Annotated in this window: 12 protein-coding genes; 1 reads left to right on the plus strand and 11 read right to left on the minus strand. The window is 54.2% G+C overall.

Annotated elements, in window-relative coordinates:
- Positions 1-17 precede the first annotated feature (17 nt).
- The 11 genes from EII14_RS02445 to EII14_RS02495 form a co-directional block, all read right to left on the minus strand.
- A complete protein-coding gene (locus tag EII14_RS02445) occupies positions 18-2,576 on the minus strand; it encodes a mechanosensitive ion channel family protein (protein WP_124930989.1) in 2,559 nt (852 codons plus the stop codon).
- Positions 2,577-2,715: 139 nt separating this feature from the next.
- On the minus strand, positions 2,716-4,035 hold the full coding sequence (locus tag EII14_RS02450) for an ABC transporter permease (RefSeq protein ID WP_124930990.1): 1,320 nt from the start codon (positions 4,033-4,035) through the stop codon (positions 2,716-2,718).
- A complete protein-coding gene (locus EII14_RS02455) occupies positions 4,028-4,948 on the minus strand; it encodes an ABC transporter ATP-binding protein (RefSeq protein ID WP_233569350.1) in 921 nt (306 codons plus the stop codon). Before EII14_RS02455 ends, EII14_RS02450 begins: the two co-directional genes overlap by 8 nt.
- Before the next feature lie 12 nt (positions 4,949-4,960).
- Positions 4,961-5,728, minus strand: a complete 768-nt coding sequence (locus EII14_RS02460; RefSeq protein ID WP_124930991.1) for a UDP-2,3-diacylglucosamine diphosphatase — start codon at positions 5,726-5,728, stop codon at positions 4,961-4,963.
- Between the two features lie 11 nt (positions 5,729-5,739).
- Positions 5,740-6,597 carry a ComF family protein gene (locus EII14_RS02465; protein ID WP_124930992.1) on the minus strand — a complete coding sequence of 286 codons (858 nt, stop codon included), beginning with the start codon at positions 6,595-6,597 and terminating at the stop codon, positions 5,740-5,742.
- Between the two features lie 10 nt (positions 6,598-6,607).
- A complete protein-coding gene (locus EII14_RS02470) occupies positions 6,608-6,928 on the minus strand; it encodes a metal-sulfur cluster assembly factor (protein WP_124931033.1) in 321 nt (106 codons plus the stop codon).
- Between the two features lie 94 nt (positions 6,929-7,022).
- Positions 7,023-7,739 (minus strand): DNA repair protein RadC, encoded by a 717-nt coding sequence (gene radC, locus EII14_RS02475; RefSeq protein WP_233569351.1) that lies wholly within the window; start codon positions 7,737-7,739, stop codon positions 7,023-7,025.
- A 26-nt stretch (positions 7,740-7,765) separates the two neighbouring features.
- On the minus strand, positions 7,766-8,779 hold the full coding sequence (locus EII14_RS02480) for a glycosyltransferase family 2 protein (protein ID WP_124930993.1): 1,014 nt from the start codon (positions 8,777-8,779) through the stop codon (positions 7,766-7,768).
- A gap of 548 nt (positions 8,780-9,327) precedes the next feature.
- Complete coding sequence (rpmH, locus tag EII14_RS02485) at positions 9,328-9,486, minus strand: 50S ribosomal protein L34 (protein WP_124930994.1); 159 nt, start codon at positions 9,484-9,486, stop codon at positions 9,328-9,330.
- A gap of 144 nt (positions 9,487-9,630) precedes the next feature.
- Positions 9,631-10,725: a tryptophan--tRNA ligase gene (gene trpS, locus EII14_RS02490; RefSeq protein ID WP_124930995.1), complete on the minus strand. Its 1,095-nt coding sequence runs from the start codon at positions 10,723-10,725 to the stop codon at positions 9,631-9,633.
- 77 nt (positions 10,726-10,802) lie between these two features.
- The gene (locus tag EII14_RS02495; protein ID WP_124930996.1) at positions 10,803-12,197 is read right to left on the minus strand and encodes an MATE family efflux transporter; all 1,395 of its coding nucleotides are present in this window, start codon (positions 12,195-12,197) and stop codon (positions 10,803-10,805) included.
- Between the two features lie 115 nt (positions 12,198-12,312).
- Here EII14_RS02495 and EII14_RS02500 point away from each other — a divergent pair, with 115 nt between their 5' ends.
- Positions 12,313-13,197, plus strand: coding sequence for an MBL fold metallo-hydrolase (locus tag EII14_RS02500; protein WP_124930997.1), 885 nt, complete (start codon positions 12,313-12,315; stop codon positions 13,195-13,197).
- The last annotated feature ends 23 nt before the right edge of the window (positions 13,198-13,220 follow it).

Below are 13,220 nucleotides of genomic sequence, written 5' to 3' on the forward strand. Positions count from 1 at the left end.
TCATATTTTCGCCATGGCTATCGCGTGTGTACATCGAGTTGGGGGAAAGGAATTTCGATGTTGTTGCGGTTGAGTGTGTTGTAGATGGCCTCGCGAGCTCGCGAAAGTGTTCCGGCGCGCACCTCGACCAGCACCCAGAACCAAACGGTGAGATTGACGCTGCTTTCGCCAAACTCGGCAAACGAAACGCCGATGTCCGTATCGGGCTTGAACAACGAACGGCCGTCGGGCAAGGGTTCGTTGAGCGGTTCAAGACTGGCGATGATCAGGCGGCGCACCTGTTCCACATCGGAGCCATAGGCCACGCCGACCGGTATCTTGACCATTTCGTAGGCGTTGTTGCGCGTGAGGTTTTTGAAGTTTTTATTGAAAAGCTGCGTGTTGAGAAAAGCGATGACCGACCCGTCGAGCGTGGTGACCTGCGTGCTCTGATAAGAGATGCTCTCCACGCGTCCCGTCACGCCGTCGCATTCGATGAAATCGCCCACGCGGATGCGTCCCGTCATGAGAGAGATGCCGTAGAAGAAGTTTTCGAGCAGGTCTTTCATGGCAAACCCCATACCCGTGGCCAAACCGGCCGTGACGATCGATATGCCGCTCTTGGGTACTTGCAGCAAGATCAACGCATACAGCACGTAGGCACCCCACACGAGAATGGCGATGACGTTGTTGGCAAGGGTGAAGTTGTATTGATAGTCGGGCAGGCGGTTGCGCATTTTGGTGATGTGCTGATAGAAAGAGCGCGCCGCGTAGTTGAGATAGCGAAACACAAACCACAACGATCCGACGAGGGTGAGTTTCAAGAGGGAAAGCTGAATGACACCTTTGCGGTCGATGAAATTGTAGTCAAAAAACTCTCGAACGACATCGGTCATTTCAAACACGCCGGCGGCATACCACACACTCAGCGGCACGGAAAGAACTCCCAAAGTGGGCAAAAGGGCGCGTTTGACAAAATCGAAACTCCATGTGCGCGGAATGTATGCTCCCGTTCGGATGCGCAAGAGCAGCACTTCATCTCCGACGATGTCGCCACCGGTATCCGACAGATGCGCCTTAATCTTACGCAACACAAAGATGCGTTCGTAGCGTTCCATGAGGTAATATCCTCCCATGATCGTTTGCGTGGCGGCCAGTTGAAACATCCACCACACCATCACCTGCACCGCCATCAGCACGAAGCCCGTCCAAGCCATCACCGTGGCCACACACATGGCCAGCATCGCCACGGCCGAATAGAGAATGTCGCTCGTGGGCATACTGCCTTTGGGAACGCGAAGCGTGCGCACCTGCCACACCGAGAAGATCAGCAACAACGGCGGAAAGAGAAGTGCCACCACCGTGTTGGGAACGAAAAGCACGCGAAACGACACCACGATGAAAGCCATGATGATAAAAGGCAGATAAAGCCGAAGACCGAGGCCGACTTGGCGCACATTGAGGCGCACCAGCAGCGACACCACCACGGCCAGTGCCAACCAAGCGATATTGGTCATCAGTCCGAGTGCCATGAGAATGAAACTTCTATCGACAAACAAACGTACCAACATAATGGAGGCGGCAAAGAAGAAAAGTCCCAAAGCGGTGAAGTAGATGGGACGCTTTCGCCTGAAATCGGCAGGCAACCAGCGGCGCGGCATCAGTCGCAAAATGGCGTTGCTCAGCGCAATGGCCACGGCCACATAGCCCAAGATGAAGAGCAGCATGAATGTGACCACGGGGCCGCGCCATTCGCTGTAAGTCGAAGGAAGTCCGTCGAGCGAAGAATATTTCTGCACCAAATCGCTTTTGGCAATGGTATAGGCGTCGGAAAAGTTACGCAAGATGCCGAAATAGTTCTGCCCGCCGGTGAGAAATATGCTCTGCTGCATCTGCTTATAGCGCGCCATGGCATAGGAATTCAATCGCTCCACCTTTTCTTTGACGGCGATGTAATAGGCTTTGTCGCGATTGAGCTGCTCGTCAAGTGTCTGCAAACGCCGTTGCAGTTCTTTGAGAATTTTCAAGGCGACGGCTCTGTCTTCGCGTTGTTTGGGGGTGAGGGTGTAGGCTTCCGAAAGGAGGTTGATACTGTCGGCCACGAGTTTGGCCTGCTCGGCGTTAATTGTCAAAGTGTCGAGGGCGGCACTGACGACTTGCGTGTTGAGCGAAACACCCTCCCCTCTCGTCACTGAGGGCGGCAGCTCTTCGAGCGAACGCACCAGACGCGCATAGCGGTCAATCTCTGTGCGCAACTGCTTTTGCGTCGTCGAAAAAGGCAGGAGTTCGTCGGTGAGGAGCCGATAGAGTTCGGTGGCCTGTCCGCAGGCGTAAGAAATGTCGAAAGTGTAGTCTTCCTTTTGGGAATAGAGCATCAGCGCGATCTGCTCGGAGCGTTGCATATAGTCCACGAGTTGCGCGTGCTGGTTTCGGCTCTCGTCTTCGAGGCGTTTGATGTAAGCTTTCTTCTCCGCATGGTTTTGTTCCAACTCGGCACGAAGCACACCAAGCGTGCGTGCCAAATCGCGCTCCTTCAAAACCGAGAATGCCGGGAGCAAGAGGAGAAAAAAGCAGAAAACGACAGAAATTCTTTTCATGATGTTGAAAATGAAAGTGGAGAAGTTGCCCTTGCCGGCAGACTTCTCCGAGAGTGACGTTCGAGGTGAGGGGGTCTTTCTTCCGACGGCAAAAACGGAAAAGGAAAGACTCGAAATCCACACGAGCGAACTTTTCCTATTATTTATATCTGATCCATTTCATCATTTCCCTGACGGTAGGCTTTTTGCCATACATGAGGATGCCGACGCGATAGATTTTGGCCGCCACCCAAACCATGGAGAGGGCTGTTCCGTAGAGAATGGCAAGACTGAGCAACTCCTGCCACAACGGAACGGTGAAGGGGATGCGCACCATCATGACGATGGGAGAAGTGAAGGGGATCATCGACGCCCAAAAAGCGAGAGGGCCGTCGGTGTTTTGAGCACTGCCCATGGCGGCATACATGCCGAAAATGAGGAAGATGATGACGGGCATCGTGAACTGCGACGAGTCTTCCTGACTATTGACCGAAGCCCCGACAGCGGCAAAGAAAGAGGCAAACAACAAATAGCCGCCGATGAAATAGAGCAAAAACATGATGCCCATTTCCAAGAAAGGAAGATTCATCAGTGCCACCCACATTTCGTTTTGGCTGCCTTCGGAGGCTTGGGCAATGGCGGCGGAATCCACACCCATAGGCGCGATGGCACCCGACGAAACGGCCTCGGCTCCGAGTTCGGGCATCAAAACTTGTCCGACGATGGTGAAAATGCCCAAAAGCAAAACGCCCCAAATGGCAATTTGCGTGAAGCCCACGAGTGCCACGCCGACGATTTTGCCCATCATGAGCTGAAAGGGCTTGACGCTCGACACCATGATCTCCATGATGCGGTTGGTTTTCTCTTCCATAACGCTCTGCATGACCATGCCGCCGTAGGCCATGACAAACATGTAGATCAGAAACGTGAAGAGGAAACCGGCGGCAACGGCGATGTCGGACGAGGAGAAGTTCTCTCCGCCGTCTTTGCTCCACTTGACCGTGGTGACAGAAAAGTCTTTTTCGACGTCGGCGATAATATCATCGAGTCCGGGCACATCGTAGGCAGAGAGCTTTTCTTTCCGAATTTGCGATGCAAGCACTTCTTCCACGCTGCTTCTGAGATCGGTTTGGATTTCCTTGCGTCCGTAAATGGTGGCGGCATTGGGATTGTTTGCGAGATTGCCGGTGATGAGCACCACGGCCTCCACGTCGGTATCATCGCTTTTGTAGTCGGCACGCACCTCGCTGTCGGGCACGTAGAGATACTTCTCATTCGTTTTGAACAGAGGGAGATATTTTCCCGTTCGATCGACAACAACCACTTTCTTTTGTTCGTCGTCTTCTATCTTTCCCAAAAAGATCGGCACCACAATCAAAGCCGCAAACAACACGGGCATGAGGAGCGTGAGGAGAATGAAAGATTTTTTGCTCACGCGAGTGGTATATTCTCGAAGTATGATGATGAGTGTTTTATTCATGGTTGGAGCGACTTACGGTTTGGATGAAAATTTCGTTCATACCGGGCATTTTCTCGGCAAAACTTCTCAACTCCACGTCGTCGGCCACACAAGTCGCGAGTTGTGCCACGGTGACGGTCTGTTCCTTGCGAATGTGGTAGGTGATCAGATCGCGCTGTCGGCTTTGGTCGAGAATTTGATACAGCTCCGGACGCTCTTGCAAGCGACCGGCGGAGGCAACGATTTCAAACGTTCCGGTGCGGTGGCTGTCGCGCACCTCGGCAACCGCTCCTTCGAGCACCACTTTCGAGCGGTTGATCAAGGCGATGTCGTCGCAGATTTCTTCGACGCTGCCCATGTTGTGGGTCGAAAAGATGATGGTATGGCCTTTGTCGCGCAGTTCCAAAATTTCACGTTTGAGCAGTTCGGCATTGACGGGATCGAAGCCGGAAAAAGGTTCGTCGAAGATGAGCAATTCCGGTTCGTGGAGCACGGTGATGACAAACTGCACTTTTTGCTGCATGCCCTTGGAGAGTTCTTCGAGCTTCTTGTCCCACCACGGCATGATGCCGAACTTTTCAAACCACTCCACCAATCGGCGTTTGGCCTCTCGACGGTCGAGCCCTTTGAGCTGTGCCAGATAAATGGCCTGTTCGCCCACTTTCATTTTCTTATAGAGGCCGCGCTCTTCGGGCAGGTAGCCGATGTTGAACACATCGTCGGGGGCGAGCGGATGTCCGCAGAAAGTGACGTTGCCCGAGTCGGGAGCGGTGATGCGATTGATGATGCGGATGAGGGTGGTTTTTCCGGCACCGTTGGGGCCGAGCAAACCGAAAACGCAGCCCCGACGCACGCGAATGCTGACGTCGTCGAGAGCGGTGTGTCGGGCGAAGCGTTTGGAAACGTGCTCCGCACTGAGCATAATATCGTTCATAGGGGAAATTTATCAAGGTTCGGTTTCTCCTTCCACAAATTCTTCGAGAAAGAGATGTTCGCCGTCGAACACGGCATAGGTGAAGAGCGAAATCCAATCGCCCAAGAGCACAACGCGCGATGTGCGGGAGAGCATCAGGTCGTAGTCGATGTGGCGATGTCCGAAGAGGAAGAAGTTGATGTCGGGATGATCTTTCAAATAGCGTTTGGCAAAAAGGATCAGCGGCTCTTTGTCTTCGCCTTGGAAGGGAGGTTCTTTTCCGTCCTCGCGTTTGAGGCGGCTCCGCTTTGCCCATTGCAGCCCGAAATCCACTCCCCAACGCGGGTGAAGCGCGGCAAAGAGTCGCTGCGCCCATTTGTTGTGAAACAGGGCGCGCAGCAGTTTGAAGCCCCTGTCGTCAATGCCGAGGCCGTCGCCGTGTGCGAGATAGAAGATCTTGCCGTAAAGCTCGACCGTACATGACGTTTCTTTGTGCAACACCACCCCACATTCTTCTTCCAAATATCCGTGCATCCACAAGTCGTGGTTGCCCGTGAAGTAGTGTACCTCTACGCCGAGGTCGGTGAGTTCCGATATTTTCCCCAAAAAGCGGGTGAAGCCCTTCGGCACCACGGTTTTGTACTCGTGCCAAAAGTCGAACATGTCGCCGAGCATGTAGATCGCGCCGGCTTTGTGTTTGATGCTGTCCAAGAAATTGACCAATCGCCGCTCTTGCATTCGACGGCTGACAATGGCCAGACTTCCGAGGTGGGCGTCGGAAAGGAAATAGATGGGTTTCATGTGTTGCGGTTTTAGAGGAGCGGAGTTGTTTTTCTCTCTTCGGCGGGATAACGGCGCACGGCCGACGGATCGTAGTGTGCCGTCAGATCGGGCAATCCGAGGTCGTGTTCACTGACACGACCGCGGCGATAAGTTCCTGCCGCACAAAGGGCAAGTATGCGGATGCGAAGCCCTCGGATGCCTTCGAGCGTTCGCACAAGACTCAACAGCGTGGCACCGACGGTGATGACATCATCGACGATGAGGATACGCTTGTTTTCCAAAGCGGCAGCGTCGGCAAGGGCAAAGATATTTTTCACGTTTTCGGTGCGTTCGGTGGGGTCGAGCGACGTTTGCGACGGATTGTCGACCACCCGCTTCACCGCCGTCGAAATGACGGGCAGCGAAAGCACTTCGGCCACACCTTCGGCCAAAGCCTCGCTCTGATTGTAGCCTCTCCGGCGTTGTCGCCGATCAGACAGCGGAACGGGCAATATGGCGTCTATGCCGTCGAAGAAGTCGGTGGCTTTCAGATCGCGGGTCATGGCGCGCCCCATGAGGCAGGCCAAGTCGCGCCGACCGTGATATTTGAAGGCATGCACCAAAGCGGCGATTTTGTATTCGGGTTTATAAACCAAGAAAGCACTGACGCGCTCCACACGCGGCTCAGCCCAAAACAGTCGCTCGATTTCGTTGCCGACCGCTCCTTGCAGGCGTGTGTAGGGCAGCCTCAACCAACAATCGCCACAAACTCCGGCACCGACCAGCGGACGGCCGCACACGACACACTCCTCGCCCATGACCACCGCCAACGCCGCCCGAAAAGCGGAGCGACATCCACGCCAAAACGAGGAACGGCGGTGTTTCATCGGGAGAGTGTCGGCAGCCATGCCAAACGATTTAGAGGAATCCCAAATCGAGTTTGGCCTCTTCGCTCATCATGTCGCGATGCCACTCCGGCTCGAAAACGAGATTGATGCGCACATCGACCACGCCGGGCACGCCGGAGGTTTTGATGCGCACGTCTTCCATGATGAAATCGGCGGCGGGACAGTTGGGCGCGGTGAGCGTCATTTCGATGTCGAGCAAACCGTCGTCGCCCAAATCAATGTTGTAGATGAGGCCGAGATTGTAGATGTCGACAGGGATTTCGGGGTCGTAAACGGTTTTCAGCACCTCGACGATGCGTTCTTCTATTTGGAGTTTTTCTTCGGGAGTCATGAAGGATTGTTTTCGTTGATTGATGTTGTTGAAATTCGGGGAGCGGTGCACGATGCGCTTTCCGCGAAAAAGAAGTGGGCGGCTTTCGGAGCAATCACAAGCGTCCTTCGTCGGCGTAACTGTAATAGCATCCGTCGGCCAAGACAATGTGGTCAATGAATATGAGCCGGACGGCCTCGCAAGCCCGTTTCAAATCGGCCGTCAGCCGGTCGTCTTGCGGAGAGGGGCGACAGCTGCCGGAGGGATGATTGTGGCAAAAAGCCACATGCACGGCATTGCTCACGAGTGCCTCGCGCAATACGACGCGCACATCGACAGAAGCACTGTCGATACCGCCACGCCCGATCATCACGCTGCGCACAAATCTCAGATTTCGATTGAGCAACAGCACATGGGCTTCTTCGACGGCCAGATGTCGGAGTTTGGGATAAAAGAAGCGGTATATTTTTTCTGACGTGTCGAGCCGTTCGGTGTCCACTTCCTCGGCGGCATGCCTCACGCCCAGCTCGCAGGCGGCCAATATCGTCACGGCTTTGGCCGGCCCGATGCCGTTGTAGGCGCACAGTTCGGGAATGGACATCCGTCCCAATCGCCGCAAACTGCCTTTGCAGTCGGCCAAGATGCGCTGCATGAGCGTCACGGCGTCCTCACGGGCATTGCCGCTGCCCACGAGAATGGCGAGCAACTCGGCGGCTTGGAGAGAGTCGCCGCCGTCGGTCATGAATTTTTCGCGCGGACGCTCGTCGGCGCTCCATTCGTGAATGGCGCGCTTGCGGGGAGCATCGAGTGCCGGCATTGAGGGTTCTGTCAAGGGCTTGACCATGAGAGAAGGAGGGGCTATCGGTAAAAGTTGGTTTTGAAAGCCTCAAATTCGCCTCTGCCTCTGACCACGCTGTGCCACCAAGCCCGCAGAAAGCCGGAGCCGTAGCCGATGAGCTGCACAAAAGAGGCGGCCACGGCGCGAACTCCCACACCGACCGACCGCTCCGAGAGCGCGGCATCGATGCCCACCAACAGGGCATAAAGCCCCAACGGAGCCAGACACCACAGCGAGTGGGGGCAGCCGGCGGAAAGCCCGACGACGGTCGACAACACGAGCATCAACACGCCGAGCGTGAAGACCGACGGCAGAAGGTGGACGGGCTTGAGCGTACCGGGGTGGCGTTTGGTGAGGTGTATGCGGGCTATTCCGCTGTTGTGTACTTGTTTGAAAAACTTACGCAAATCGGTGCGCCGCTTGTGATACACCCACGCCGAGGGAAAGAGGCGGCAGCGATAGCCGCCTTTGAAGATGCGCGTGGAAAAGTCTATGTCTTCGCCGAAACGCATTTCCGAAAATCCGCCCAAAGCGGCGTAGACCTCCCTGCGTACGCCCATGTTGAACGAGCGCGGATAGAATTTGTCGAGCTTTTTGGCTCCGCCGCGAATGCCGCCCGTCGTGAAAAACGAGGTCATGGCGTAGTTGATGGCCTTTTGCATGGGCGAAAACGACGGATGCGCCCGATCGGGGCCGCCGAAAGCATCGCAGGGATTGACGGCAAGTTCGCTCTCAATGGCGGCCATATAGCCGGAAGGCAACACGGCATCGCTGTCGAGAATGAGCACATATTCTCCCCCAGCTCGCTCCACGCCGTAGTTGCGGGTTTGGCCGGGGCCGCTGTTGGGTTTGGCAAAATAGCTCACGTTGAGCCGATCGGCATATTGTTCCACAACGTCCTTGCAGGGAATGTCGCTGCCGTCTTCGACAACCAGCACTTCAAAATCCTTGAACGTCTGCGAGAGCAGGCTTTCCAGCAATTCGTTGCACTCGTCGGGACGATTATACACAGGAACGATGACGGAGTATTTCATTGTTTTTCGATTTTCGCACAGAGCGTTTGACGATTTGTCGGCAACGCGCAAAACACGGCGGCCGACCGATTTGCAAATATACAATAAAGCGACAAAACCACCAAGTTTTATCGTTCACAATTCATCGGGCAAAAACAAAACACCTCCGAAAAAACTTCCCTCTCCGACCACACCTGCACGGCTCGCCGTCCGCTCTTCCTCTCTCTGTCGCACAGTTCGGTTTATTGCCCTTCGTGGAACAATGCGTAAAAGGACAAATAAAAACAGCCAATCGGTCGATAGAAAAATCTGAGTGGGTTGCAGAATTTCCTACATAACGAGTAGGATTTTCTACATAACGAGTAGAAAATTCTAAGTAACGAGTAGTTTTTCCCAAGCAACGAATTGTACTTCCCAAGCAACGACCGATGCCCTCTTTCGCTCTGACAGATATTTCTTTCCGAGAAACGGCAGATACCGTTCCTCACTTTCCCGACACAACAAAAACGGGAGCGACTCGTGTGAGTCACTCCCGTTAAACGGTTGCTTCGTATCCGAAAGCGGCAGGCTTATTTCTTGCCGTGTACTTCGTCGGATACGGAGAGCTTCTTGCGGCCTTTGGCGCGACGAGAAGCCAAAACGCGACGGCCGTTGGCGGTGGCCATGCGCTGACGGAAACCATGCTTGTTGTTTCGCTTGCGGTTGTGGGGTTGGAACGTTCTTTTCATTTTTGTATATCGATATAATTATTTATGCTGTACAATGCTCACGCATTCGTCATTCGAGCGGCGAAATTAGAAATCTTTTCTCGATTAACCAAGTCTTTTTCGGGATTTTCTCCCCCTTTCCGCCCGAAAAGCCACATTTTGTTGCTACAACTGCGCAAAACGCGCCGTTTGCTCTGCAATGAGTGCTTGGTCGTCGAAGTAGTTGATTTTCATCGCGCGGCGCACATCGGCCAAGGTGTCGGCCGCCACGGCGCGAGCCTCCTCGCTCCCCTTGCGCAAAATCTCGTAGACGGCCGGAATTTCTTTTTGCCATTCAAGGCGACGGGCACGAATGGGTTCGAGCGTTTCGTTGAGCACTTTTTCGAGAAATTTCTTGCATTTCACATCGCCCAAGCCACCACGCATGTAGTGTGCCTTGCACTCATCGAGATTGGCATAGTCCGGCCAATAGCGTTCGAAGTGCTCGTCGCGACAAAAGGCGTCGAGATAGGTGAAGACGGTGTTGCCCTCCACGTGTCCGGGGTCGCTGACGGCGAGATGGGTGGGGTCGGTGTACATCGTTTTCACCTTTTTGGCCATCTCGTCGGCCGTTTCGCTCAGATAGATGCAGTTGCCCAAACTCTTCGACATTTTGGCCTTGCCGTCGGTGCCGGGCAGGCGCAGACAGGCGGAGTTGTCGGGGAGCATGATTTGAGGTTCGACGAGCGTGTCGCCATAAATATGGTTGAAGCGGCGCACGATTTCCGTGGCCTGTTCGATCATCGGTTTTTGGTCTTCGCCGGCGGGAACGGTCGTTGCGCGGAAAGCGGTGATGTCGGCCGCCTGCGAAACGGGATAGGTAAAAAATCCCACGGGAATACTGCCCTCAAACCCACGCATGCCGATCTCGGTTTTCACCGTAGGGTTGCGCTGCAAACGGCTCACGGTGACCAGATTTTGGAAGTAGAACGACAACTCGCAGAGTTCGGGAATTTGGCTCTGAATGAAGAGCGTCACCTTGTCGGGATCAAGACCGCAGGCCAAGTAATCGAGTGCCACTTCGACCACGTTCTGACGCACCTTTTCGGGGTTGTCGGTGTTGTCGGTCAGTGCTTGCGCATCGGCGATAAAGACAAACATCTTTTGGTAGTCGCCCTCGTTTTGCAGCTCCACACGGCGGCGAAGCGAGCCTACGAAGTGACCGATATGAAGACGACCGGTGGGACGGTCGCCGGTGAGAATGATTTTATTGGAGGCCATAAAAATTGGTTTTTATACGTGCAAAAATACGATTTTTCGGCGGAATGAACAACCTTGCCCTGCCTTTGACCGTTCGTTCAAATGGTTTTGCGATGCCACTTGCCCCACCGCATATAGACAAAGGCCAGCACCAAAATCGGAAAACTATACAAAAATTCGGAACTCCAAGCCACGGCCAAGCTGCATCGAAAACGAAAGATGGCGTAGTAAACATAAATACTATACACCACAAGGGCAAAAACCTCGATGGCGAGAGCTGTGCGCGTATTGCCGGTTCCCGAAACGCTGTAAAAGAGTACCAATGAGGGAATTTGGAACACATAGCTCAATCCGAGCATCCAAAGCGGAGCGACACCTGCCGCGATGAGCGCGGCATCGTTGGTAAAAATACTCAACACCGTTTCGGGAAAAAGAGAAATGAGCAGCCACGTCGGCACAAGAAGTATGGAAGCGAGCAGAATGTCGCGTTTGAGCATCGGCAACACAAGGTTTCGTTCACCTGCGCCGATGAGGTTGGAGGTCAGCGTGGAAGCCGTCGAAGCAAAGGCGTGCAAGCTCATATAGGTAAAGCCCGAAATGGAGCGCAACACATTGGTCACGGCCAATTCGCGAGTGCCGAGATGCTCTATGGCAATAAAAAACAAAAACCACGTGAAAAGCGACAAGAAATGCTGCACCATCATCCACATGCTCACATTGAGCATCTTGCCCAACAAACGCAGCTTGAATTTGGGAAGACGATTGAGCGCATACTTCCGATAGTCGCCTTTCCACCAAGTATAGACAATGAAAAAGCTCATCGAGAAAAAACTCGCCATGGCCGACGCCACGGCCGCACCGGCAATGCCCATTTCGGGAAATCCGAAGTGGCCGAAAATCAGCAGGTAGTCGAGCACGATATTACTGCCAACCATGACCAAAGAGTTGAATTTCAAAACGCCCGTGCGCGTCGTGGCTACATAAAAAGAGCGAAACAAACAAGCCACCATGCTGAAAAAAATACCCCACATGCGCCAATCGAGATATTTCCAAGCGGCCTCACAGACTTCATTGGACGAGATGATTGCGCGCAACAACGGCGGAGCAAACCAGCGCGTCAGCAACAACAGCACGACGGAAAGCAGAAATAAAAATCCCAGACTGTGATAGAACACCGTGCCGATGTCGGCATAGTTCTTCTCTCCGTTTCTACGCCCCATCAGTATCTGCGCACCTGCACAAAAGCCCAATATGAGCATGAACACGGCTATAAAAAAGATGCCGCCCAGTGCCGACGCACCGAGTTCAATCTCGCCCACACGCCCCAAGAAAGCGGTGTCGGTCATACCGACCAATTGCTCAACGAGCGAACTGAGCAAAATAGGATAAGCAATGAGCCAAATCCTCCGATAAGAGTAGCGACGCGAGGCGTTTTTTTCAATGGCCACCGATTCGGGAGGAGAAGCGGCGGTATGAGGTTCGATGGTTTCCATAAGTCCGTGCAAAGTTACTACTTTTCAAGCGTAGAAAATAAGATTTAATAGAAAATGGCGGACTTACAACCTATTTTCTCTCGAAAAACGTATCTTTGCAACAAACCCAGACAGCATGAAACTTCACTTTCTCGGCACGGGAACCTCGTCCGGTGTTCCACAGATGGGATGCGGTTGCAAAGTATGTCTCTCGACAGATCCGCGCGACAAACGCACACGTGCTTCGGTACTCATCGAAACCGACGACCATCGCCTCATCCTCATCGACTGCGGCCCCGATTTCCGCCAACAGATGCTCCGTTTTCTCGAAGCCCACCCCTATCACTCCGACACCACCCTGCCTTATCACCACCGCCACGTCGCCGAAATGACCGACGAGGAGGCTCGCGCTCGCGGATTGCACGAGGCTCCGCGCTTCGACCATGCCCTCCCCACGATCGACGCGGCACTCATCACCCACGAACACTTCGACCATGTCGGCGGTCTCGACGATCTCCGCCCTTTCTCCGTGTTTCGCCCCATCGAAATCTGTGCCGAGCCGAATGTGGCCGCTCCCATTCTCCGCAACATGAGTTACAGCTTCGGCGAGAAACGCTATCCCGGTTCGCCTCACTTACTCATGCGCGAAATTTCGCCCGACACTCCCTTTCTCATCGGCACAACGGTCGTCACCCCCATTCGCGTGATGCACGGCCGCCTGCCTATCGTCGGTTTCCGCATCGGCCATCTGGCCTACATCACCGATATGAGCACCCTGCCCGCTGCGGAACATTCAAAGTTTGATGGCATTTCCACCCTCGTGGTCAATGCTTTGCGCCACGAGCCTCACCCCACCCACCAGACCATTTCCGAAGCCGTGGAGTTTGCCCGCAGCGTCAATGCCGACCACACCTATTTCATTCACCTCAGCCACGGAGCAGGCACACACGCCAAAAGCAATGCCGCCCTCCCCGACGGCATCGAATTTGCCTACGACGGCTTGGAAATCGACATACCATAGCTCTCGCCTCTCCTTTTTCAAAA

This window comes from Alloprevotella sp. OH1205_COT-284 (assembly GCF_003859795.1).
Lineage (GTDB): Bacteria > Bacteroidota > Bacteroidia > Bacteroidales > Bacteroidaceae > Alloprevotella.

What these genes read in the sequence shown, in the direction of transcription:
- EII14_RS02445 (WP_124930989.1), bottom strand. Translation starts at nt 2,576, where the DNA reads ATGAAAAGAATTTCTGTCGTTTTCTGCTTTTTTCTCCTCTTGCTCCCG.
- EII14_RS02450 (WP_124930990.1), bottom strand. Translation starts at nt 4,035, where the DNA reads ATGAATAAAACACTCATCATCATACTTCGAGAATATACCACTCGCGTG.
- EII14_RS02455 (WP_233569350.1), bottom strand. Translation starts at nt 4,948, where the DNA reads ATGAACGATATTATGCTCAGTGCGGAGCACGTTTCCAAACGCTTCGCC.
- EII14_RS02460 (WP_124930991.1), bottom strand. Translation starts at nt 5,728, where the DNA reads ATGAAACCCATCTATTTCCTTTCCGACGCCCACCTCGGAAGTCTGGCC.
- EII14_RS02465 (WP_124930992.1), bottom strand. Translation starts at nt 6,597, where the DNA reads ATGGCTGCCGACACTCTCCCGATGAAACACCGCCGTTCCTCGTTTTGG.
- EII14_RS02470 (WP_124931033.1), bottom strand. Translation starts at nt 6,928, where the DNA reads ATGACTCCCGAAGAAAAACTCCAAATAGAAGAACGCATCGTCGAGGTG.
- EII14_RS02480 (WP_124930993.1), bottom strand. Translation starts at nt 8,779, where the DNA reads ATGAAATACTCCGTCATCGTTCCTGTGTATAATCGTCCCGACGAGTGC.
- rpmH (WP_124930994.1), bottom strand. Translation starts at nt 9,486, where the DNA reads ATGAAAAGAACGTTCCAACCCCACAACCGCAAGCGAAACAACAAGCAT.
- trpS (WP_124930995.1), bottom strand. Translation starts at nt 10,725, where the DNA reads ATGGCCTCCAATAAAATCATTCTCACCGGCGACCGTCCCACCGGTCGT.
- EII14_RS02495 (WP_124930996.1), bottom strand. Translation starts at nt 12,197, where the DNA reads ATGGAAACCATCGAACCTCATACCGCCGCTTCTCCTCCCGAATCGGTG.
- EII14_RS02500 (WP_124930997.1), top strand. Translation starts at nt 12,313, where the DNA reads ATGAAACTTCACTTTCTCGGCACGGGAACCTCGTCCGGTGTTCCACAG.